We start from the raw sequence: 24687 nt of genomic DNA, 5'->3' as shown, positions 1-24687 counted from the left end.
AAAAACATATAGTGGATAGCGGGACTAATGGTCTTTTTGAAAATAATTGCTTTGCTTCTAAAAAAAAAAAACACCAGCCTTTCGACCAGTGTTTTGATATAAATATAGTGATACACTATTATGCGATTTCTTTCTTTTTAAATAGTTTTTTAAACAGGTTTACAAATCCTAAAACTACGAATCCTAATACCAAACCAATTACAAATTCTTTTATGATAGAAGGTAATTTGATTTGAGGCACTAAATGATGAAAAAATGGTATATAATGCACAAAGATTCCGCCTGCTACAAGAATTAAAGCTATCGTACCAATTACTGTTAAACTTTTAATTACTAATGGAAGTGCTTTTACTAATGCATTCCCTATAAGATTTGATATGCTTTTTTTGTTTTTACTAAGCTTAATCAATTTATAACCTGCTTCATCCATTCGAACAATAAGGGCAACAATGCCATAAACACCAACAGTTGCTACTAAAGCGATGATAGATGTTACGATGATTTGCTGTGCAAGTGGCTCGTCGATTACTGTACCTAAGGCAATAATTACGATTTCGACTGATAAAATAAAATCGGTTATGATGGCTGATTTTACTTTTCCTTTTTCGGCTTCCAGAATTTGTTCTTCTGTTAAAGTTTCTTCGGTTATTCCTGCTGATTCTTCATGACTGTGCGGAAATATAAATTCGTAAATTTTCTCAGCTCCTTCGTAGGCTAAAAATAGCCCTCCAAGTACAAGAATTACGATAATTGCTACTGGTAAAAATGCACTTAATAAAAAAGCTATTGGCAAAATAATGATTTTATTAAGAAGCGAACCTTTACTAATTGCCCATAATACCGGAAGTTCTCTAGATGAAGCAAAGCCTGAAGCTTTCTCAGCATTTACGGCCAAATCATCGCCTAAAATTCCGGCTGTTTTTTTTGCTGCAATTTTACTCATTACTGCAACATCATCCATAATTGCTGCGATATCATCTAATAATACGAAAAAACCTGATGCCATTGTATTTTATTTGGTTTTAAAAACTGTGTAATTCATTGACATTGAGTAATCAATTTAATGTACCAGTTTGGTTATTTATAGGTGCTAATCTAAGACTTTTTTTGGTTATTTATAAGTCTAAAATTAACTACATTGCCCTAAAAGCACCCAAATAATTATAAAGACGAAAATAGTACCAAAACATCCTCCGCCTAATTTTTTTGCTCCGTAACCTGCTAGTAATCCTCTAAATATATTGTTCATGGTGTTTCTTTTTTATTGATTAGTAATATAAATTTATGAAAGTTGAAAGTAAAGTTCTTACTTTAATCCGTGAATCTATTTATATGACTTTTAAAAAAAGTTTCATGATTTACGGATACTGAAACATTTAAACAAAAAAAGCATCAGCCTTTCGACTGATGCTTTTTAAAAATATTAAAATCAAAAAAAATTATTCTTCATGATGGGTTTGGTTTCTAAATACCAGTTGCCCATCAAAAGCATCTAATAAAATGATGCTGTCTGTAGTGATGTTTCCTGCCAAAATTTCTTTCGACAACTGATTCAACACTTCTCTTTGCACGACACGTTTTACCGGTCTTGCTCCAAACTGCGGATCGTAACCTTTATCAGATAGATACTTGATAGCTTCTGGTGTAGCATCCATTGCAATACCTTGTAAGGCAAGCATTTTTGTTACACTCTTAAGTTGCAAACTCACAATTTTCGAAATGTTTTCTACTGTTAAAGGCGTAAACATTACGATCTCATCGATACGGTTTATAAATTCCGGACGAACGGTTTGTTTCAATAATCCTAAAACTTCAACTTTTGCTGATTCTGTAGCAGATTCAATGCTTCCTTTTAAGTTCTCGAATTTATCTTGTATAATCTGACTTCCCATGTTGGATGTCATGATGATAATTGTATTTTTAAAATCAGCAAGACGACCTTTATTATCTGTTAAACGACCTTCATCCAAAACTTGCAATAAAATATTGAAAGTATCCGGATGCGCTTTTTCGATCTCGTCTAACAAAATTACAGAATACGGCTTTCTACGTACGGCTTCAGTCAATTGACCTCCTTCGTCATAACCTACATATCCAGGAGGTGCACCTACTAAACGACTCACACTGTGACGTTCCTGATACTCACTCATGTCGATACGCGTCATAGCGTTTTCGTCATCAAAAAGGTATTCGGCCAAAGCTTTTGCTAACTCCGTTTTACCTACTCCCGTTGTACCTAAAAATAAGAAGGTACCAACTGGTTTTTTCATGTCTTGCAATCCTGCACGACTTCTACGAACAGCGTCACTTACAGCCTCGATCGCTTCTTCCTGACCCACAACACGTTTGTGTAATTCGTCTTCAAGATGCAATAGTTTTTCACGTTCTGTCTGAAGCATTTTCATAACAGGAATACCTGTCCATTTTGCTACGACTTCTGCGATATCTTCGCGCGTTACTTCTTCTTTGATCAAAGAAGTACCTGATTGATATTCTTGCAATTGTTTTTGTAAAACATCAAGGCGTTCTTGTGCTTCTTTTATTTTTCCGTAACGAATCTCAGCAACTTTTCCGTAATCTCCTTCACGTTCTGCGCGTTCTGCTTCGTATTTAAAATCTTCGATTTCTTGTTTTACGGTTTGAATTCCGTCAACAATATCTTTTTCAGATTTCCATTTTGCATAGATTTCGTTGCGTTCTTCTTTCAAGTTCGCCAAATCCATGCGAAGGATTTTCAGTTTACTTTCTTCTTTTTCACGTTTTATCGCTTCGATCTCGATTTCTAACTGCATGATTTTACGATCCAGAACATCTAATTCTTCTGGTTTCGAATTGATTTCCATACGCAGTTTAGAAGCTGCCTCATCCATCAAATCGATCGCTTTATCCGGCAAGAAACGATTTGTAATATAGCGTTGCGAAAGTTCAACGGCTGCAATAATTGCCTCATCTTTAATCTGAACCTTATGATGTGTTTCATACTTTTCCTTGATTCCACGTAAAATTGAAATCGCACTTTCAGTATCCGGTTCATCAATTAAGATTTTTTGGAAACGACGTTCCAGGGCTTTATCTTTTTCAAAATATTTTTGATATTCATCTAAAGTCGTTGCACCAATGGCTCTTAACTCACCACGAGCCAAAGCTGGTTTCAGGATATTGGCCGCATCCATTGCGCCTTCTCCTCCACCTGCACCAACAAGCGTATGAATCTCATCGATAAATAAAACAATATCACCTTCGGCAGCTGTAACTTCTTTTACAACAGCTTTCAAACGTTCTTCGAATTCTCCTTTAAATTTAGCACCGGCAATCAGTGCACCCATATCCAATGAGAAAACGATTTTATCTTTTAAGTTTTCCGGCACGTCACCGTCAACGATTCGGTGTGCCAATCCTTCAGCAATAGCAGTTTTACCAACTCCTGGCTCTCCTATTAACATCGGGTTATTTTTTGTTCTACGCGTTAAAATCTGTAAAACACGTCGGATTTCTTCGTCACGGCCAATAACCGGATCCAGTTTTCCGTTACGTGCTAATTCGTTTAGGTTTTTAGCGTATTTATTTAATGAATTATAGTTTTCTTCAGCTGAAGCCGATGTTACTCTTTCTCCTTTACGAAGTTCTTCGATCGCTGCTTTTAAACCTTTTCCGGTAACTCCCTGATCTTTTAGAATCTGAGAAACTTTACTTTTTGAATCGAAAATTGCTAAAATTAAATGTTCGATAGAAACATATTCATCGTTCATTTTCTGAGCAATAATCTCAGCTTCATTCAAGGCTTTGTTTGCATCTCTGGAAAGTAAAATATCACCTCCTGAAACTTTTGGAAAGCTTTGAATAGTGCTGTCTAATATTTGTAAAAACAACGGAACATTTACATTTAGTTTTTTCAAAATAAACGGTGCAACATTTTCGTCTACTTCAAAAATAGCTTTAAAAATGTGCTCGTTTTCTATTTGTTGTTGCCCGTTGCTTTGAGCTAACTGTTGAGATAACTGTATAGCTTCCTGCGACTTAATTGTAAATTTATTTATGTTCATATGTATACGTTTTAAGTTTGATCGTTAGTTATAGAGTTTGATATGATTAAAATTACGATTTATTGGATTAAATTTTTAAGTTTAAATCATTTAACTTTGCATCTGATTATTCAAATTATATTCCACACTAAAAATACAGACAAAATGACGCTAAAAAACTGATTTTTATCATTTTTACACGTCAAAAAGTCATAAAACACGTCAATATGAGTTTTTTAAATTCAATCTTCGGAAGTTCAGAGAACACAGAATCTCAAAAAAGCAATGTTAATTGGACAGAATTAACAGATATTGCGCAATTATCAGAAGTTACAGCGATCTCAAATGAGAAACCGGTTGTAATTTTTAAGCACAGTACAAGATGTAGTATTAGCCGAATGGCTTTGAAACAATTTGAACGTGAATACGATTTAAACGATAGCGTTGCTGCTTATTTTTTAGATTTAATTGCGCACAGAGATATCTCTAACGAAATTGCCAGCAGGTTTAATGTATATCATGAATCTCCTCAATTAATCTTAATCAGAGACGGAAAAGCTGTTTATGATGTTTCGCACAGCGATATTGACGCTGTGGCTTTAAAAGAAAAAATATAATTTTTTTCTTGTAAAAAGATTTTTGTAAAAAGTGAGATGTAGATTAAATAAACCTACATCTCACTTTTTACGTTTCACTTTTTACAAAATTAAAAAGTTCCCTCTGAACCTCCTCCACTAAATCCTCCTCCACCAAAATCCATTGGAGAATCTGGTCCTTTTACTTCCGGTTTCATGCCAAATGTTGAGGCTACGATTAAAGCTTCGGCATTTAAAATTGCATTTGAGTGATTTATTCTATCCGGTTTAAAAGTCAAACCACTTTCTTTATCTTTTAATTTTCGAATTGCAAAATAAGCAATAGCAAACATTATTGATCCACCAAGGGTTAGCGCTACTTCTATTGGTAAAACTGAGTAATAGAATCGAATGATATAGAAAGAAAATGCGATAGCCAAAAAGCTGATCCACAGCATAATTCTGTCTTTTGTTTTTAAAGCCTGAACCAAATAAACAGCCGGCACTATAAATGTAAAAGCATAAAAGAAATAAGCAAACGGAATATCTTGTCCCGGAAGTACTTCATTTCCTAAAAACTCCACCGAAAGTTCCCTAACAACTAAATAATTGCATGAAAGATAAAACAATACCAAACAGAAACTATTAGCTAATAATAAACCATTATAGAAATAAATGTCCTTAAGATTATTGATCATTCTTTTTGTTAAGAAATAAAATATAGCCGAAGCCAGCAGGGCTACAAATGGTAAGATGGTTTTGGCGATATCTCCAAATTCGAACATTCCGAAAAATAAAATTGCTGTAGCTGCTATACAGAAAACCAATAAAGACAATAAATGCAAATATCGTCTGTACATAAAAAAGGAAGCTACTGCGACAAAAAGCGCTATTTGCAGCTCATAACCTTCAGTGATTATAGCAATAGCAAATCCTATATTTAAAATAGCACCTAAAATAAAGGCATCATCTAAACCGTGTCCGTAATATTTTTGTACAGCCAAAAACTCTGCTCCGGCAAAACCAATAGCAGCGAATATAAAGCAACAAACCTTAAAAAAAGTATGTTCAGAACCAGAACTCGTAAGTCCCATTAATGAGATTACACCACACACAGATAAATACAAAAATGCTCCCAGCAAAAAGAATCCTAAACGTATGAGAAGATTACTTTGTCTCTTAAAAGCCGGCAATTCTTTTTTAATCAGATTTTTTTGTTCTTTGCTAATAAAACCGGCAGATTCTAAAGTCTTCGCCTCTTCTACTAAAGCTAGATTGTTTAATAAATTTTTATCGTATATTATCATGCTGCAATTTCTTTATTGAAGGTTTTAATCAATTTAATAAACATAATTATAGATCCTATAAAATATACCGGAAGGATCATAATAAATAATACCCAAACATCAGAGAAATTAATGCTGTCAAAAATTCTAACCAGGAAAATATTAATTCCGATATAAGCGTAGATAATCATAAATACATATAACGAAATTGCTTTAAGCTCATGGCTAATTTTATAAAAATAAAAAGAAGATGCCGCCAAGACAATCAGAAATAAAAACCAAATTCCGTATTCGAAATAATCAAATAAACTGCTAATTGCAGCAATACTAATGATATGCAAGGCAAAAGTGAGATAGATAAGATTAAAATGTGTTTTCAACTGAATTTTGGAACTATAAATCGTCCATAAAATAAGTAAAATGCCCAATATTATTGCAGAATAACTTAATGTTTGATCCTGATAAAAATTACTATTATTTAGTAAATCCTGTGGTGTAACCGAAAGCCCGATGAAAGCAGCCAAACCTGTAATCGCAATAGTCAGTATACTTTTATTATCGAAATAATACGCACAGAAGAAACTCACTATGGTTGGAATTAAAGTTGCGAATCTATAATTTGTTCCGAATGGTTGATATTGAAATTGCAGATACCCTATAAAAATGCACGTTAAAATACTCCCAGCCAATGCCAGATATTCTACAACCGGATGCTCAAAAGTGGTTTCGTGTTTTTGAAATCCTTTTGAGTTTTTAAAACAATAATAAAAACAAACTACTATAACGACCAACAATAAAGAAAGAATCGCAATATGACCAATACTATCTATATTATTGTAAATTAAAATCCCTATTCCGGAAGTAAACAATAAAACCGATAAATAGAGAAACAATTTCAGTTCTGCATTTAGCGAGAAAATATTTAAATTGCGATAGGCGGTAATTTCCTGATATTGATTTTCAGTTATTAGATTTTTATCCAAAAGCGATTTTGTTGCCTGGTCATCAAACTTATTCATAATTTACTTTTATAGTCATACAAATCAAAAATAGTCTTTTTGATTGAATATTTTGTTAGTAAAAAAATACTTATAAATTTTAAATCATTTAAATCGTTAATATTTTCTGTAAAATAGTTAATCGTAAAGATTAATCATTTAAATTTGTGTAATCGATTACATTTAACTAATCAATTAAAGAAACCACAAATAAAAACATCATTATAAAATGAAACAAAATCTGCTTTTACTCTTTTTCTTATTGAGTATGTCTTCTCTTTTTGCACAAAATTATTATATGGAATCTCCTGAAGGATTTGGCGCAGCCACTACTGGAGGCGGAAGCTCTACTCCCGTTACAGTAACAACTTATAATGATTTGTTGGCAGAAATTAAATCGAAATCGCCGGCAGTAATTTTAATTTCAGGTATAATTACAATTCCGAGTGGTGAGCCTATTCATGAAATGGTAACCAATAAAACTTTGTTAGGATTGCCTGGTGCTAAACTGGTTAATGAAAACCAGTCGAATCCGGGAGCGGGTATTTTATCTTTAAAACCGGGTTCTGATAATGTTATTATCAGAAATCTTGTTTTCGTTGGCCCCGGCGCATATGACATTGACGGACAAGATAATCTTACTGCAGATTGTACCAATCTTTGGGTTGATCATTGTGAGTTTCAGGATGGTCAGGACGGCAATTTTGATAATAAAGGAAAAACCGATAACGTTACAATTTCATGGTGTAAATTTACGTATTTAAAAGCCCCTAAAGCTGGTGGATCTGGCGGAGCAGACGATCATAGGTTTAGTAATCTTATTGGCTCAAACAAAAATGATGCTCCTGCTGACGGACATTACAGCATAACTTTCAAGAATTGTTATTGGGCAGAAGGCTGCAAACAAAGAATGCCGCGCGCCAGAAATGCAGAACTTCATATCCTGAATTGTTATTACAACACATCAGAATCTGGTTCTTTGGCTATTGGTTTAGGCGGAGGAATTAAAAACTCAACTTGTTATGTTGAAGGAACTGATTTTGCAAAAGTAGAAAAGGTTTTTAAAGAATATATAAGTACAGACGGCGGAACGGTTGGGATTGTATTTGATCGTTGTCGCAAAGGTCCAATGGATTTTGGGACCAAAGTGAATAAACCTTCTTATACTTACACTACGATTCCTCTTGGAAAAGTAGAACAATATGTAACTAACTCAACATGTGGTGCCGGAGCAACACTTCAGGTAACTTCGAATGGAGTAATATCTACAACTTGCAGTAATAAAAGCTAATCACAATACTATTAAATAAAAAAAAGCCGATTTGCATTTAATACAAATCGGCTTTTTTTTATTGGGAGAAAGCTTTAAAAAGCGGCTTTCATTTTATCTTTAATCGCTTCCAGACATAAATTATTAATACTGCCTTCGTGCGTGTGTTTTGTTTCTTTTGGAGATTGATACGTTCCTGCTTCTAATTGTTCAGCAACAGCTTTGTACGCATCTCTAAAAGGCATTCCTGCAACTACCATTTCGTTTAAAGTATCTACTGTAAACAAATAATCGTATTTTTTATCTTTTAAGATATTGTCTTTTACTGTAATGTCTTTTACAGAAAAAATCGCAATATCTAAACATGCTTTTAAGTTTTGAAGTGCTGGAAATAATCCTTCTTTCAAAAGTTGTAAATCTCTGTGATAACCGCTTGGTAAATTATTAGTGATTAAAGTGATTTCGTATGGAAGTGCCTGAATCTTATTGCATTTTCCTCTGATTAATTCGAAAACATCCGGATTTTTCTTGTGCGGCATAATGCTCGATCCTGTTGTAAGATGTGCTGGAAGACCAATAAAATCAAAGTTTTGGCTCATGTACAAACAAACATCCATGGCGAATTTTGATAAAGTTCCTGCAACACTTGCCATTGCAAATGCAACAGTTTTCTCTGCTTTTCCGCGGCTCATTTGTGCTGCAACAGCATTGAATTTTAAAGTTTCAAAACCTAGTTCCTGAGTTGTAAATGTTCTGTTGATTGGGAACGAACTTCCGTAACCTGCGGCAGATCCTAACGGGTTTTGATCAACAATTTTTGAAGCTGCGTTTAACATCGTAACATCATCAATAAAACTTTCAGCGTAAGCAGAAAACCACATTCCGAATGAGGATGGCATGGCGATTTGTAAATGTGTATATCCTGGCAATAAAACATTTTGGTGTTTTTCTGCCGATTCCATCAACAAGTCGAATAATGTTTTTACTTGTTCTTTTAAGGCTTTTAATTCGTCTTTTAAATACAAATGAACATCAACCAAAACCTGATCGTTACGAGAACGCGCGGTGTGGATTTTCTTTCCGGCGTCGCCCAATTTTACGGTTAGTAAATATTCTATTTTAGAATGTACGTCTTCAAAACTGTCTTCGATTACGAAGTTTCCTTTTGCAACGTCAGCAATGATTTCGTTTAAGGCATCAACCAAAGAAGTGGTTTCTTCCTGAGTTAATAAACCAATTTGCCCCAACATTTTAGCATGTGCAATAGAACCTAAAGCATCGTATTTTGCCAAAACTAAATCGAGTTCACGATCGTTACCTACGGTGAAATGTTCGATTTGTTTATCTGTTGGTATTCCTTTTTCCCAAAGTTTCATAGGTTCTGTTTTTTAGACTTCTTAGATTTTAGATTTTTAGACTGCTTAGATTTTCGAACTTCTTAGATTCTAGATTTCTTTCTTTGTGGTTTATTTTCTAATTTATTCTAATGTTGTCGTTTATACTGTTGGTGTTTCTAGCCCCGATAGCAGTGGAAATCCTTTTATTTTTTTTCTTTAAAAAAATAAAAGATTGGAACGGATAGCGGGAAATAGCTCCTAATCCTTCGACTTCGCTCAGGACAAGGATTAATATTATAATTTAAAGAAATCAGTTAGTATTTTGATATACAAATCGACTCCTTCTTCTATTTCGTTTACAAAAATAAATTCGTCTGCTGAATGTGAACGTAATGTTTCTCCTGGGCCTAACTTTAAAGACTGACAGCTTAAAACGGATTGATCTGAAAGTGTTGGCGAGCCATAAGTTGTTCTTCCTAAAGCGATTCCGGCTTGTACTAAACCATGCTCAACCGGAATAGACGATGCGTTTAAATGCATTGACCTTGGCGTTACTTCGGCATTTACATTTGCTTTTACTACTTCTAAAATCTCGGCATTTGTATAACGATCTGTTACACGAATGTCTACCACCAAATCACATTCTGAAGGCACTACATTATGTTGTTTTCCGGCACTAATTTGCGTTACGGTCATTTTTACGGGACCTAAAACGTCTGAAATTTTGTCGAATTTATAGTTTTTAAACCATTCCATTACAGGAATTGATTTGTATAATGAATTATCATCGTTTTGATGCGCGGCGTGACTTGCGGTTCCTTTTACTTTTACGTCAAGAACTAACAAACCTTTCTCAGCAACAGCAAGTTGCATTAATGTTGGTTCTCCTACAATGGCGCAATCTAATTCTGGTAAATGTTTTAAAACACTATTTAAACCATTTTTTCCGCTGCTTTCTTCTTCTGCCGAAGCTACGATTACAAGGTTATGAGACAAATTTTGATTCTCATAAAAATGTACAAAAGTGGCTAATAACGAAACGAGACATCCTCCTGCATCGTTGCTTCCTAGTCCGAATAATTTGCCGTCTTTTTCGATGGCTTTAAAAGGATCATTGGTGTAGGCCTGATTTGGTTTTACGGTATCGTGGTGTGAATTTAGTAAAAGTGTTGGTTTATTTTCGTCGAAATATTTATTGAAAGCCCAAACATTATTATTTTCTCTTTTAAAAGGAATTTCGTTTTGATTGAACCAATTTTCTATTAAAAGTGCCGTTTGATCTTCTTCGCTTGAAAAAGAAGGGGTTTCGATAAGGCTTTTTAATAAACTAATTGCTTCCTGGGTAAGCGTTGCAATATTTTTCATAGTTATGGTTTCTTTGCCGTTATCCCGATAGCTATCGGGACAAAGTCACGAAGTTTTTAATTAAATCTGTGACATTTTTAATTTGCGCAAATTTCTTAAATTAAAATTTAAAAGTACTGCGAAGCTCTGTTTTTTTGCCACTAATTGCAGTGATTTTCACAAATTATCTTTTTGTAAAAGATTTAAAATCAAAATAACTTTTTTATGTACTTCTAAAATTATTTTCTCTTTAAACAGAAAAAAATAGTGTCAATTTGTGTAATTCGTGGCAATCACTTTATAAAGTAATCGTTGTATGCAGAACGTCAGGGTTTTGAAGCATTTTATGATGCCCAATTTTGATTTTCTGAACGCCTCTTGACAAACTATTGAAGCAATTATCCAGCTTTGGAATCATTCCGGAATGAATTACTTTTTCTTCTTTTAGCTTATTATAAAGTTCTTCGTTGATTTGGGTTATTACAGATGAATCGTCTTCTGAATCTTGCAAAACGCCTTGTTTTTCGAAACAATAAGTTAGTGTAACATCAAAAACTTCAGACAATGCGATTGATAGTTCGCTCGCAATAGTATCGGCATTTGTGTTTAGTAATTGTCCGTTTTTATCGTGTGTGATGGCGCAAAAAACGGGAACGATTCCTGTTTCTAATAAAGTGGCTAATAATTTGGTATTAACCTGTTTTACATCGCCTACAAATCCGTAATCGATTGTGGGGTGATTTCGTTTTGTAGATTGAATTAAATTTCCATCAGCTCCAGAAAAACCAATTGCATTATTGTCTTTGGCTTGTAATTGCGCTACAATATGTTTGTTGATTTGTCCTGCGTAAATCATTACGACAACATCAAGCATTGGCGCATCGGTGATTCGGCGTCCGTCGATCATCTGCGGTACCAAACCAATACTCTGAGCCATTTTTGTCGCCGATTTTCCGCCGCCGTGAACTAAAACTTTATAGCCTTCAATTTTAGAAAAATCGGTTAAGAATTGTTCTAATTCTGTTGGATTATCGATGATGTTTCCACCTATTTTTATAACGGTAACTTTCTTCATGAGGTTCTAAGTTGCTAAGGTTCTAAGGGACTAAGGTTTTTGTTCAGCAGTTTCTTAGCATCTTAGAAACTTAGAGCCTTAGTACCTCAAAAAATTACATTTTCTTTAAAATCTTTTGTAAAACTAATTGTGCCGAATACGTTCTGTTATTCGCCTGTTCGATTACAATTGAATTTTCTCCGTCTAAAACTTCGTCGCTTACAATTACGTTACGACGAACCGGCAGACAGTGCATGAATTTTCCATTGTTGGTTAGAGCCATTTTTTCGGCTGTAACGGTCCAGTTTGGATCGCTGTTGGTTACTTTTCCGTAATCGTTGAAGTTACTCCAGTTTTTTACGTAAACGAAATCGGCATTTTCGAAAGCTTTATCCTGATCGTATTCGATTTTGCAATCTTTCGTGATTTCGGGGCTTAGTTCGTAACCTTCCGGATGTGTGATTACAAAATCCATGTCTTTTTGCATCTGCATCATTTCTACAAATGAATTGGCAACTGCCTGAGGTAAAGCTTTTGGATGCGGCGCCCAGGACAAAACAACTTTTGGTTTATGTTTCATTTTGTATTCTTCCATTGTAATGGCGTCTGCCAAAGATTGCATTGGGTGACGAACAGCGCTTTCCATATTTACGATTGGCACGGTTGCGTGTTTCAAAAATCCTGAGATTACTGTTTCCTGATAATCTTTTTCTTTGTCTACCAAACCTGCAAAAGCACGGATAGCGATAATATCACAATATTGAGAAACTACTTCGGCAGCTTCTTTAATGTGTTCCGAAGCACCGGAATTCATGATTGCTCCGTCTTCGAATTCTAATGTCCAGCCTTCGTTGGTAAAATTCATTACCATAACATTCATTCCTAAGTTTAAAGCTGCTTTTTGAGTACTCAAACGCGTTCTTAAACTCGGGTTGAAGAATAACATTCCTAAGGTTTTGTTTTTACCTAATTTTTGATTTTTAAGTGGGTTCTTTTTGATTTTTAACGCACTTTTTACCCATTTTGATAATGAGTCGATGTCTTTTATTGAAATATAATTCATGTCTTTTTCTTGTTTAATCGTTAATTTGTTTAACTGTTTATTTGCCCGATCGATTAACCGAATTAACGATTAAACAAATAAACATTTCTACACAATTTTCGTAAAAGGAATTTCGCCTTCTAATGCTTTTAAAATAAAATTATCATTTAATCCGTTAACGATCCAGGTTTCGATGTTGGCTGCTTTTGCAATTGCGGCAGCTTCAATTTTTGATTGCATTCCGCCTGTTCCGTGTGATGATTTTGATTCGCCGATTTCTTTTTCCAATGTTTTTAAATCATTTACTAATTTAATCGTTTCGGGATTTTCATCATGAATAGAATTCTTGGTGTAAATTCCGTTCGTATTGGTGGCAATAATCAGAATATCAACATTTAGCAATACTGCTGTTAAAGCCGCTAATTTATCGTTATCTCCAAACCTGATCTCATCTGTGGCAACGGTATCATTTTCATTAATAATCGGAATGTAATTGTTCTCGACCAAAACGTTTATCGTATTGACAATATTTACTTTTGACTGGTCTTTCTCAAAATCTGAATAAGACAATAAACATTGTGATGTCAATAAACCTAAATCGCTGAAATTCTCGTGAAAAATCCGCATTAAATGTGGCTGACCAATTGAGGCTAAAGCTTGTTTTAATGCAATTTCTTTTCCTTTGCTTTCGAGCTTTACAAATTGCTTGGCTGCTGCAATTGCTCCGGAACTTACAATTACAAATTCGTAATCTTTATTGAGAGCTGCAATCTGCATTCCGAGGTCTTCAATCTTTCCCCGCGAAATATGATTGGTTTCTTTTGTTAAAGTATTACTTCCTATTTTTAATAAAATCCGCTTTTTTCCCATTGTTATTGTTTTAACCGCAGTTGTTTTAACCGCAAAGTCCGCAAGGTTTTTTATTCTGTTTGTGTTTACAAACGCTAAGTTCGCAAAGCTTTGTCTACAATTAAATTCTAATTATCTAATTGACTAATTATCTCAATTACCTAATTTGTCCTTCTCCGTAAACATACCATTTATTGGTTACCAAATGTTGTAAACCAATTGGTCCTCTTTGGTGCAATTTATCGGTGCTTATCGCTAATTCTCCTCCTAAACCAAATTGTCCTCCGTCTGTGAAACGGGTTGAAGCATTTTGGTAAACTGCGGCTGTATCAACGGCATCCATAAATTTTTGAGCTGCTTTGTCGTCTCTGGTAATAATTACCGCCGAGTGTCCGCCACAATATTTATTTATTTTGTCAATTGCATTTTCCTCAGAATCAATGGTACCGATTACAATTTTATAATCCAGAAATTCTTCGTACCAGATATCTTCGTTTTGAAGTGTTTCTGTATCTTCAAAACTTTTCAAAGATTCATCAACGATTACTTCTACATTAGATTCTTTTAAAGTCTCGATCAAAATAGCAGCAAAACCTTCAAAATTAGGTAATTTAGAATCTATTAAAACCTTATCGACTGCATTACAAGCTGATATTTTTGAGATTTTAGCATTCAAAATAATCTTTAAAGCCAAATCTGTATCTGCATCTTTATGAACGTATACAAAATTATTGCCCCGTCCGCTTACAATAACCGGACAAGTGGCATGTGCTTTTACAAATTCGATTAATTTTTCTCCTCCTCTCGGAACTATTAAATCTACTTTTTGAGTTGGTTTTTCTAAAAAAGCCTGTGTTTCTGCACGATTATAATTGAGATATTCTACCCAGTCTTTCGAAACTCTATTTTCTTCTAAAGCCTGATGCCATAAATCGACAATTTTTAAATTTGATTTTAAAGCTTCTTTTCCTCCTTTTAATAAAATTTTATTTCCAGATTTAAAGGCAATTCCTCCCGCTTCAATGGTAACATCCGGGCGAGATTCGTAAATGATTAAAATCGTACCAAAAGCGGCTGTTTTATTTATGACTTTTATTCCATTATCATGAGTAAAATGAAAACGCTCTACTCCAACCGGATCTTCCTGAGAAGCTAGTTGATTCAAAGACAAAATCATCTCGTCGACTTTTTTATCATCTACTTTTAAGCGTTCCTGCATTGCTAAATCTGAACCATCATAAGCTAATAAATCTTCTTTACTAGTAAGAATAATGGAATTTCGATACTGCTCGACCAGTTTTGCCATAGAGCGCAAAACCAGATTGCGTTTTTCAATTGATAATGGATTCATAATTTATAGTTGGTTGGTTGTTTTTTGGTCGTTTCTTTTTAGAAACTTATATTCTAAACCTGACGGGTTTTAAAAACCCGTCAGGTTTAACTTTACGGTAATTTAATTTTTAAGCTCTTCCAAGCTTTCTTTTAAAGCTTTTACAAACGTATCTATATCAGCTTTTTTCACTGTCAATGGTGGTAAAATTCTTAACAGATTTTTGTTGTTGGCGCTTCCTGTAAAAATATGTTTTTCGATGATTAACTTCTTTCTTAAAGCTGCTACATCAAAATCAAATTCTACTCCAAGCATTAAACCTTTTCCTTTTACTTGTTTGATTCCTGGAACTTCTTTGATTTTTTCTAAGAAATATTCGTAAACTTCATTTACATTTTTCTGTAAATCAAGTTTTTCGATTACATCTAAAACGGCAATTGAAGCTGCACAAGATAAATGGCTTCCGCCGAAAGTAGTTCCTAATAATCCGAAACTTGCTTCAAATTTTGGTGAAATTAAAATAGCTCCAACCGGAAATCCGTTCCCCATTCCTTTCGCTACCGAAATAATATCAGCGTTGATTCCGTGATGTTGGAACGCGAAAAATTTTCCGCTTCTTCCGTATCCTGATTGTACTTCGTCTAAAATTAAAACAACATCGTGTTTTTTACATGCTTTTTCTAAAGCCTGAAAAAATTCTGTTGTTCCTTGGTCTAAACCTCCAACTCCTTGAATTCCTTCGATAATTACTGCTGTAACATCTCCTTTTTCAAGTTCTGCTTCAACTAATTCGATTTGATTTAAAGGTAAAAAAGTAACGACTTGTTGTGCGTTAATTGGTGCTACGATTTTCTTATTGTCTGTAACGGCAACGGCCGCAGAAGTTCTTCCGTGGAACGAATTATCAAAAGCGATAACTCTTGATTTTCCGTTATGAAAAGAAGCTAACTTTAATGCATTTTCGTTTGCTTCAGCTCCAGAACTGCATAAAAACAATTCGTAATCTTCTAATCCTGAAAGTTTACCTAATTTCTGAGCTAATTCTACCTGCAAAGGATTCTGAATAGCATTCGAATAAAATCCTAAATGATCTAATTGATTTTTTAGTTTCTCAACATAATCAGGTTGCGTATGGCCGATTGAAATTACACCATGTCCGCTATATAAGTCTAAATATTCCACTCCGTTATTGTCTGTAATTGTGCAATCTAGCGCTTTTACAGGAGTTATATCATAAAGTGGGTATACGTTAAATAAATTCATCTTCTTGTTGTTTAATTGTTTAACCGTTCATTTGTTTAATCGATTAACCGAATAAACGATTAACCGTTTTGACAACAATTTAAAATCCGCTTGGCTTCAAATGTAAACCTGTCGTTTCTTCTAATCCGAACATTAAATTCATGTTTTGAATCGCTTGTCCTGAAGCACCTTTGGTTAAGTTGTCAATAATTGAAGTGATTAAAACCCGGTTTCCTTTTTTCAATAAACTGATGATACATTTGTTGGTTTGAACGACTTGCTTCATGTTGATGTTTGTCGTTGTTACGGTTACAAAAGGTTCATTTTTATAAAAATCTTGGTATTTTGCTACTAAATCTTCTAAACTTTCTTCAGAAGTTGTATATAATGTTGCAAAAATTCCTCTTGTAAAATCTCCTCTATTCGGAACAAAAATTAACTCATCTGAATAATCTTCCTGCAATTGATTCACGCTTTGATTGATTTCTCCCAAATGTTGGTGCTCAAAAGCTTTATAATGCGACATATTATTGTTTCTCCAACTAAAGTGCGAAGTTTCAGCAAGACTTACTCCTGCTCCGGTACTTCCTGTTGTTGCGTTAATATGAATGTCATCTTTAAGAAGATTATTTTTCGCTAATGGCAACAAAGCCAATTGAATCGCCGTAGCAAAACAACCTGGATTTGCAATGAAATTTGCTTTTTTAATGGCTGCTTTATTCAGTTCAGGCAATCCGTAAACGAATTCTTTTCCGTCAAAATTAGCATCTTTCGTTAATCTGAAATCATTTCCTAAGTCGATGATTTTAGTGTGACCAGCAAATTTATTTTCTTGTAAAAATGAAATCGATTTACCGTGGCCCAGACATAAAAAAACAACATTTACGTCAGGATTTACAACATCAGTAAAATTCATTTCAATATCTCCCATCAAATCATGGTGTGCCACAGAAAGTGATTTTCCAGCATTTGTTGTACTGTAAACAAAATCAATGTTTACATTGGGATGATACATCAAGATTCTGATAAGTTCTCCGGCCGTATAGCCCGAACCACCAATTATTCCGACATTAATCATGATCTAAATGATTTACAGATGAAAATATGTTTTGTGCATTTCCTAAAATCTTAATAAACCCTTTTGCATCGTCTGATGTCCATGCATTGTTCATTTCTCCGTATTGACCAAATCCTGTATTCATTAAATCATTATCTGATTCGATTCCGTCAAGCGAAAAATGATATGGTTTCAAAGAAACAGTTACAACACCGTTTACTGTTTTTTGTGTATCTTGCAAGAATGTTTCGATGTTTCTCATTACCGGATCTAAAAACTGACCTTCGTGAAACAACATTCCGTACCAGTTTCCTAATTGTTCTTTCCAGTATTGTTGCCATTTACCAAGAGTATGTTTCTCTAATAAATGGTGCGCTTTTATGATGATTAATGGCGCAGCAGCTTCAAAACCAACTCTTCCTTTAATACCAATAATAGTATCTCCTACGTGAATATCTCTACCAATTGCAAAAGCATTTGCTAACTTTTCAAGGGCTACAATATTGTTTGATGGTTTGTCTTTTACACCATTTATTGCCACTAATTCTCCTTGTTCAAATTCTAATCTTACTTTTTCTTCTCCTTCTTTTTTCAATTGCGAAGGGTAAGCATCACCTGGCAAAGGTTGACTAGATGTTAAAGTTTCTTTTCCTCCAACACTTGTTCCCCAAAGTCCTTTATTGATCGAATATTGTGCTTTTTCCCAAGAATAATGAACTCCGTTTTTAGATAAATAATCTACTTCTTCTTGTCTTGAAAGTTTTAAATCTCTAATTGGAGTAATAATTTCAATTTCCGGAGCAATGGTTTGGAAAATTAAATCAAAACGAATCTGATCATTTCCTGCACCTGTACTTCCGTGTGCGATCGCGCTTGCTCCAACTTTTTTAGCATATTTAATAGCTTCAATTGCCTGAAAAACACGTTCTGCACTTACTGATAATGGATATGTATTGTTTTTTAATACATTACCAAAAATCAAATATTTTATAGCTTTGTCGTAATATTTGTCTACGATTGTAAGATTTGCGTGTTGTGCGCTTCCTAATTCGTAAGCTCTTTTTTCGATTGCTGATAATTCTTCAGCATCAAATCCTCCTGTATCTACAAGTACGGTGTGAACTTCGTATCCTTTTTCATTTTTTAAATATTTCAAACAATACGAGGTATCTAATCCTCCACTATAAGCTAATACAACTTTTTTCATTTTTTATAATTTAGGCTAATACTTTCGTATGTAGCAAGTTTGAGATTTCTTTTTAAATTTAAATTCTTAAGATAAAAAACCGAAAGACAGTATTTTATTTAAGAATAAGGCTTGTTTAATTTTTTTTAATCTGCTTAAAACAGCCTCATTAAAAGGATGTCTTGGCGGATCTTTTTGTTTTTCTTTCGGGTCGTACAACATTCCGGTACAAAGACACATTTTGTTTTCTTTGCTTTGCAGGATTTGGTAATTGGTACACGTTTTACAACCTGCCCAAAAACTCGGATCTGTTGTTAATTCTGAAAAAGGAACTGGTTTATATCCCAAATCAGAGTTGATTTTCATTACAGCCAAACCGGTTGTAATACCAAATATTTTAGCATCCGGGTATCTTTTTAGAGAATAATCAAAAACTTTCGATTTGATTTTTTTTGCCAAACCTAAACTTCTGTAATCCGGATGAACAATTAAGCCAGAATGAGCAACGAATTTTCCGTGTTGCCAACTTTCGATATAACAAAAACCTGCAAACTTTCCGTCTGCCAGAGCAATCATCGCATCACCATTCGACATTTTTTTCTGAATGTATTCAGGAGTTCTTTTAGCAATCCCTGTACCTCTTAATAAGGCAGATGATTCTATTGTATCGCAAATTTCCTGTGCGAATTTGAAGTGTTCTTCCTGAGTAACAACAATAGAGATTTTCATTTCAATAGTTGAAGTTAGAGTTAAAAATTAAAACGTATTGTTTAGTTTGAAATCCGGAAATCGATCCGACAAAAATAGACATAATAGAAGTAACATTCTCAAAATCAAAAACTTGATTAAGAAAATTCAGGAAATTATATATACTTTTAGGATATGTTTGTCCAATGGACAAATGTTGTGATTTCAAAATGAAAAATGAATATAAATAAAGACGCGGCGAAAAACTCTGTGAATACTATAGAGATAGTATCCGTACTTCGGGAGAAGTTACAGGAAAGTTTGTCCGTGACAAAGAAGTTATATGTAAACTTATTTTATTCATCGCTGCAAAAGTACACTATTTTTTTATTTACAAAACAAAAAAATAAAATTCTAACATTTTTTTATCGTTATGTTATTTTTTCTTTAAAAGGTACTAAGTTTCTAAGATACTAAGAGGTTCTGAGTTTATTTTCTAAATCTAAAAAAAAAGCCCGATAGTTATTAATAACTATCGGGCTTTAAAACCTTTATAAATTTGTATTTTTATTTTTTAGTAAATGGAATGATTTCTCCATTACCCAAAATAATCATATCAAAACCTGTTTTAGCTTCGTTAAACTTAAATTTTAATCCGGCACTTTTAGATTCAAAAGTATCTTTTTCGTTTTCTACAGGAGCTACAGTAAACTTAGGAAAGTTTGTAATCTCAACATTTAATGTACTGTTCTTTTCTGTAAAATCAATTTTCAAAGGCGCTCTTGAAGTTGAATATGTTCCTAAATATCCGTCTAAAATTACATCCTTCTCTATTTTACCGTTTCCCGATGTCCACACATTGTTTGATTCGTTATTATCAGGAAAAACATGATCAGGATCAAGAGTAATACTTTCGATTTCTTCTGTAGAATTATGCTTGAAAGACCATACAGTATTACGTTGCCAAATTTCTACAGGCAATTTAACTCTGGTCACTTTTCCGCTTTTTGTTTTCACGTCTAAAATAACCGGCATTGGCATTTTATCAAAATTTTCTACCGTAATCACAACTCCTTTTGAAGGATCATTTTTAACGTACTTAATTGAGTTAATTCCCTGATCAAAACGCCAGTTGTTTACGTACCAGCTTCTCCAGAACCAGCTTAAATCTTCACCTGCAACATTTTCCATAGATCTGAAAAAGTCATCAGGCTGAGGGTGTTTATATGCCCAACGCTCGATATAAGTACGGAAAGCAGTATCAAAACGCTCTTTTCCTAATATCTGTTCTCTTAAAATAACCAATCCTGAACTTGGTTTAAAGTAGCATAACATACCAATATTTGCTTCTTTCATATTATCAGGTGAACTCATTATGGTTTCTAAAGTAGGTCTTGTAAATGACTCAGCTGCTTTATGCAAATCTGTTGGTGCCTCTACATACTCTCCTTTATTAAATTCGGCAGTACTTAGAGAATTAATAAAAGTATTAAAACCTTCATCCATCCAGCCAAATAATCTTTCGTTTGAACCTACAATCATAGGAAACCAGATGTGACCAAATTCATGATCTGTAACACCCCATAAATCCTGACCTTTTGATTCCCAGCTGCAAAAAACAATTCCGGGATATTCCATTCCGCCTTCATTTCCTGCCACATTTGTCGCTGCGGGATAAGGATATTCAAACCATGTTTTAGAGTAATGTTCTATCGCTGCTTTTACATATTCTGTAGAACGACCGTAAGCTCCTTCTCCAGAACTTTCTACAGGATAAGCTGATAATGCCAATGATTTTTTACCGCTTGGTAAATTGATTTTTGCTCCGTCTAAAACAAAAGCAGGAGATGATGCCCAAGAGAAATCACGAGCATTTTTTATTTGATAATGCCATGTTTTTTCTCCGGCAGCGTTTGTATTTGCGGTTGCGGCCACTTCTTCGGCAGAACGAATTGTAACTGTTTTATCGCTTAGACTAGCTTCTTTATAACGTTTAAACACGTCTGCAGGCAATACTTCTGCTCCATTTATCAATTCTCCAGAACCTACCACATAGTGATTGGCAGGTACAGTAAGTTTTACATCAAAATTACCATATTCCAAATAAAACTCAGATGCGCCTAAATACGGATGCGTGTTCCAGCCTCTTACATCATCGTACACGCACATACGCGGATACCATTGTGCAATGGTGAAAATTTTACCATTTTTAGTTTCTAAAACTCCCATTCTGTCTGATCCTTCAAAAGGAGCTGTGAACGAGAATTCAATTTTGATTTTTACTGTACCTCCTTTTGATGCTAATTCTTCAGGAAGAAAAATTTGCATTCTGGTATCTGTTACTACATATTTGGCTTCAATTTCAGTTTTTTTCTTTCCAACAGAAATTACCTTAACTGATTTTATTTTATTTCCTCCATCAAAAACCTGTCCCTGAGCTCCATTACGGCTTCCTGTTAAAGGTACAACAGCGTTTCCTCTTGAGTCTTCTTTGAATAAATTCTGATCTAAATTCAACCATACAAATCCTAATTTATCAGGACTGTTATTGGTATATGTAATTTCATCAGTACCAATAATTTCATTTGTAGTTGCATTTAACTTTGCCGTTATCTGATAATCGGCTCTGTTTTGCCAGTACTCTACTCCCGGTTGCCCGCTTGCAGAACGAGTTGAAGTCCCGTTTTTTGTATAAAAATGTGGACCAAATGCATCATGATAACTGTAATTATTAACTGGATTTACGGCTGTTGTTGCAGGCTTTTGTTGCGCCCAAACAGAAGAAATTCCCACAAACAAAGCCATGGCTAATAAGGCTTTTGAAGATTGTATTTTCATATATTTTAGCTGTTTATGTAGCAAATTAATGAAAAAAAAAGCTATTTCGAGAGAAAACGTGAAGCTTAAATTTAATTTTAGCAAAATTTTATCAAAAAAATAATTTGAGGCATTTTCCTAAAAAACTAAAATTTATAAAATATATTTACATCACTATAAAATTCATTCATTTCAATAATAAATACTTTGAATACAACTATTTCAAATTCAACAATAAGTGCTTCAATAAAACATGCCGGAGCAGAATTATTTTCATTAAAAAACAATGATAATAAAGAATATATATGGGAAGGTAGTCCTGATTTTTGGGGAAAGCACTCTCCTGTTCTTTTTCCTATTGTAGGGACTTTAAAAAATAACACTTACACAATCGAAGGAAAAGAATATCAATTACCACGACATGGTTTTGCAAGAGATATGGAATTTCAATTGATTGAAAAAACCGAAAATAGCGCTGTTTTTTCTTTAGAATCAAATTCGGAAACTTTAAAAAAGTATCCGTTTGAATTTGAATTACAACTTATCTACACTCTTGAAAATACTTCATTACATATAGAATATAAAGTAATTAATAAAAGTGGTAAAAAACTGCCTTTCTCAATTGGGGCTCATCCGGCAATAGCGTTACTCGAAAATTTTGAGGACTACGCTTTTGAGTTTGAAAAAGAGGAAGTTTTAAAATACTATCTTTTAGAAAATGATTTAATTTCTAATAAAACCAAAGTCTTAGAAACGACAAATGGTACGGTTCCTTTAAATTATAAATTATTCGAAAATGATGCATTGATTTTTAAAACCTTAGAATCAAAATCATTAACTATTCTTGAAAAATCAAAACCTTACATAAATGTTGATTTTAAAGATTTTCCTAGTTTAGGACTCTGGACTAAAGATCAAGCACCTTTTATTTGTATTGAGCCATGGCTGGGTTACTCGGATACAAGTGAAAACTCAGGAGATTTATTCAAAAAAGAAGGGATTTTAATTTTGGATAGTGATCAAACCTTCAATTCAAAATTTACTATCACAATATTATAATTAAAAAAAATGTTAGAATTTAATTTCACGCCATTTCCTGTTATAGAAACAGAACGTTTGCTTTTAAGAAGAATAACAAACGATGATGTAAATGAAGTTTTCGAATTACGTTCGAATCCTGAAACCATGAAATACATCCCGAGACCATTAGTAAAAAACAATGAAGATGCATTAGAACACATTGCTATGATTGAACAAAAAATCGTAGCAAATGAAGGAATAAATTGGGGTATAACACTAAAAGGTGACTCAAAACTTCTGGGTATTATTGGTTACTACAGAATGCAACCTCAAAATTTCCGCGCTGAAATTGGCTACATATTATTACCTGAATTTCACGGACGCGGAATTATTCCGGAAGCCGTTAACCGATTAATTACTTATGGTTTTAAGGATTTAAAATTACATTCTATCGAAGCTGTAATTGATCCTGAAAACTACGCTTCAGAAAAGGTATTACAAAAATGCGGTTTTGTTAAAGAAGCTCATATAAAAGAAAGTGAATTTTATGAAGGTCGTTTTTTAGATAATGTAATTTACTCATTACTAGAATCTAAGTAATTCAACCTACTTATTGCAAAAAATATTCTTGTTAATTTAAAACAATTACATAATAGTAATTAATGGTTTGCGTTATATTTGCACGCGAAATAAGCGACAAAGCTTTGTTTTAATACCACGAAAACCCACTTTATGAAAAAATTCTTAATCCTACTTGTTCTTTTCTTTTCGATTCAGTCTCAAAGTCAAACTTTTATTAAATTCAATGCTGCAACAGCTATAGTTGCGATACCAAATGTGGGTATTGAAACCAGTATAGGAGAAAAAATGACTTTAAGTGTTGATGTTATGGCTTCTTTCTGGGAATCTTTTAACGGGCACAGTCCGATGAAATTTTATACATTAACACCGGAGGTTCGTTATCATTTTAAAGAAAAGTACGATGGATTTTATGTGGGAGCTCACGCTGGTCCTGATGTTTACGAATTACAAAAATGGGATCATTGGAAATTTAACCAATACGAACATGGTTTTGGTTATCGCCTAGGCATCACAGTTGGATACAATATTAAACTAAGCGATAAATTTCTACTTGATATTTATGCTAGAGGTGGTTGGCACCAAGGCTTCTATAAAGGTTATTACAATGATGAAACTCCTGGCAGATATGAAAAGGCAGTAGATTGGAATAAAAGTGGCGAATGGCTTCCGTATGGTGGTGGTGTTATGATTTCTTATAAATTGTAATTACTTATCAAATTTAGGCAGAGATTTTACATATAAATCTTCTACTTTTTTGCGGGCCCAGTCGGTTTTTCTTAAAAAAGTCAAACTAGATTTCACGCTCGGGTTTGAAGTAAAACATTTTATCGGAATGATCTCTGCCAAAGTATCAAAACCATAATGATCTACTAAAGCTTCTACTATTTTTTGAAGCGTGATTCCGTGTAACGGATCTTTTGATTGTTGTTTTTCCATGATGCAAATTTATATCATTTATGCAAAAACAATTGCTGTTTCATTTATTTGTT

21 protein-coding genes are annotated in these 24687 nt (G+C 33.8%); 5 read left to right on the top strand and 16 right to left on the bottom strand.

From position 1 onward, the window contains the following. Positions 1 to 118: 118 nt before the first annotated feature. Positions 119 to 1006: a DUF808 domain-containing protein gene (locus L0669_RS14255; protein ID WP_263758365.1), complete on the bottom strand. Its 888-nt coding sequence runs from the start codon at positions 1004 to 1006 to the stop codon at positions 119 to 121. Between the two features lie 433 nt (positions 1007 to 1439). After that, a complete protein-coding gene (gene clpB, locus L0669_RS14250) occupies positions 1440 to 4043 on the bottom strand; it encodes an ATP-dependent chaperone ClpB (protein ID WP_173971396.1) in 2604 nt (867 codons plus the stop codon). Between the two features lie 206 nt (positions 4044 to 4249). Here clpB and ytxJ point away from each other — a divergent pair, with 206 nt between their 5' ends. Beyond that, a complete protein-coding gene (gene ytxJ, locus L0669_RS14245; protein ID WP_263758363.1) occupies positions 4250 to 4639 on the top strand; it encodes a bacillithiol system redox-active protein YtxJ in 390 nt (129 codons plus the stop codon). An 89-nt stretch (positions 4640 to 4728) separates the two neighbouring features. Here the strand turns inward: ytxJ and L0669_RS14240 are convergent, their stop codons facing one another. Both L0669_RS14240 and L0669_RS14235 read right to left on the bottom strand, forming a co-directional pair. Continuing rightward, positions 4729 to 5904, bottom strand: a complete 1176-nt coding sequence (locus tag L0669_RS14240; protein WP_263758361.1) for a hypothetical protein — start codon at positions 5902 to 5904, stop codon at positions 4729 to 4731. Next, positions 5901 to 6902: a DUF2157 domain-containing protein gene (locus tag L0669_RS14235; protein WP_263758359.1), complete on the bottom strand. Its 1002-nt coding sequence runs from the start codon at positions 6900 to 6902 to the stop codon at positions 5901 to 5903. Before L0669_RS14235 ends, L0669_RS14240 begins: the two co-directional genes overlap by 4 nt. A gap of 208 nt (positions 6903 to 7110) precedes the next feature. Here L0669_RS14235 and L0669_RS14230 point away from each other — a divergent pair, with 208 nt between their 5' ends. Beyond that, positions 7111 to 8172, top strand: a complete 1062-nt coding sequence (locus tag L0669_RS14230) for a pectate lyase family protein (protein ID WP_263758357.1) — start codon at positions 7111 to 7113, stop codon at positions 8170 to 8172. Positions 8173 to 8246: 74 nt separating this feature from the next. Here the strand turns inward: L0669_RS14230 and argH are convergent, their stop codons facing one another. The 11 genes from argH to L0669_RS14175 form a co-directional block, all read right to left on the bottom strand. Then, a complete protein-coding gene (gene argH / locus L0669_RS14225) occupies positions 8247 to 9527 on the bottom strand; it encodes an argininosuccinate lyase (protein WP_083691434.1) in 1281 nt (426 codons plus the stop codon). A 255-nt stretch (positions 9528 to 9782) separates the two neighbouring features. Then, a complete protein-coding gene (locus tag L0669_RS14220) occupies positions 9783 to 10853 on the bottom strand; it encodes a M20 family metallo-hydrolase (protein WP_263758355.1) in 1071 nt (356 codons plus the stop codon). Between the two features lie 277 nt (positions 10854 to 11130). Next, a complete protein-coding gene (gene argB, locus L0669_RS14215) occupies positions 11131 to 11907 on the bottom strand; it encodes an acetylglutamate kinase (protein WP_263758353.1) in 777 nt (258 codons plus the stop codon). A gap of 94 nt (positions 11908 to 12001) precedes the next feature. Further along, positions 12002 to 12949 (bottom strand): N-acetylornithine carbamoyltransferase, encoded by a 948-nt coding sequence (locus tag L0669_RS14210; protein ID WP_263758351.1) that lies wholly within the window; start codon positions 12947 to 12949, stop codon positions 12002 to 12004. 87 nt (positions 12950 to 13036) lie between these two features. Next, positions 13037 to 13798 (bottom strand): glutamate 5-kinase, encoded by a 762-nt coding sequence (proB, locus tag L0669_RS14205; protein ID WP_263758348.1) that lies wholly within the window; start codon positions 13796 to 13798, stop codon positions 13037 to 13039. Between the two features lie 136 nt (positions 13799 to 13934). Next, positions 13935 to 15128 (bottom strand): glutamate-5-semialdehyde dehydrogenase, encoded by a 1194-nt coding sequence (locus tag L0669_RS14200; protein ID WP_263758346.1) that lies wholly within the window; start codon positions 15126 to 15128, stop codon positions 13935 to 13937. 102 nt (positions 15129 to 15230) lie between these two features. Continuing rightward, positions 15231 to 16370, bottom strand: a complete 1140-nt coding sequence (locus tag L0669_RS14195) for an aspartate aminotransferase family protein (protein WP_263758344.1) — start codon at positions 16368 to 16370, stop codon at positions 15231 to 15233. A gap of 79 nt (positions 16371 to 16449) precedes the next feature. Then, a complete protein-coding gene (argC, locus tag L0669_RS14190; protein WP_263758342.1) occupies positions 16450 to 17427 on the bottom strand; it encodes an N-acetyl-gamma-glutamyl-phosphate reductase in 978 nt (325 codons plus the stop codon). Further along, positions 17420 to 18613, bottom strand: a complete 1194-nt coding sequence (locus L0669_RS14185) for an argininosuccinate synthase (protein ID WP_173972637.1) — start codon at positions 18611 to 18613, stop codon at positions 17420 to 17422. Before L0669_RS14185 ends, argC begins: the two co-directional genes overlap by 8 nt. Positions 18614 to 18679: 66 nt before the next feature. Further along, complete coding sequence (locus L0669_RS14180; protein WP_173972638.1) at positions 18680 to 19321, bottom strand: GNAT family N-acetyltransferase; 642 nt, start codon at positions 19319 to 19321, stop codon at positions 18680 to 18682. A 525-nt stretch (positions 19322 to 19846) separates the two neighbouring features. Next, positions 19847 to 22117 carry a M1 family metallopeptidase gene (locus L0669_RS14175; RefSeq protein WP_263758340.1) on the bottom strand — a complete coding sequence of 757 codons (2271 nt, stop codon included), beginning with the start codon at positions 22115 to 22117 and terminating at the stop codon, positions 19847 to 19849. Between the two features lie 186 nt (positions 22118 to 22303). Here L0669_RS14175 and L0669_RS14170 point away from each other — a divergent pair, with 186 nt between their 5' ends. The 3 genes from L0669_RS14170 to L0669_RS14160 all read left to right on the top strand — a co-directional run bounded on the left by L0669_RS14170 (position 22304) and on the right by L0669_RS14160 (position 24403). Continuing rightward, positions 22304 to 23155 (top strand): aldose 1-epimerase family protein, encoded by an 852-nt coding sequence (locus tag L0669_RS14170; RefSeq protein ID WP_263758338.1) that lies wholly within the window; start codon positions 22304 to 22306, stop codon positions 23153 to 23155. Positions 23156 to 23164: 9 nt separating this feature from the next. Next, entirely contained in the window at positions 23165 to 23716 is a 552-nt protein-coding gene (locus tag L0669_RS14165; RefSeq protein WP_263758337.1) for a GNAT family N-acetyltransferase, read from the top strand. A 132-nt stretch (positions 23717 to 23848) separates the two neighbouring features. After that, positions 23849 to 24403 carry a DUF3575 domain-containing protein gene (locus tag L0669_RS14160; RefSeq protein ID WP_263758336.1) on the top strand — a complete coding sequence of 185 codons (555 nt, stop codon included), beginning with the start codon at positions 23849 to 23851 and terminating at the stop codon, positions 24401 to 24403. On the opposite strand, the gene L0669_RS14155 is transcribed toward L0669_RS14160, so the two are convergent. Beyond that, positions 24404 to 24634 carry a VF530 family protein gene (locus tag L0669_RS14155; RefSeq protein WP_263758335.1) on the bottom strand — a complete coding sequence of 77 codons (231 nt, stop codon included), beginning with the start codon at positions 24632 to 24634 and terminating at the stop codon, positions 24404 to 24406. Between the last annotated feature and the right edge of the window lie 53 nt (positions 24635 to 24687).

It is taken from the genome of Flavobacterium bizetiae (assembly GCF_024271895.1).
Taxonomy (GTDB): domain Bacteria; phylum Bacteroidota; class Bacteroidia; order Flavobacteriales; family Flavobacteriaceae; genus Flavobacterium; species Flavobacterium bizetiae.
This window is presented reverse-complemented; position numbering and strand designations above follow the sequence as displayed.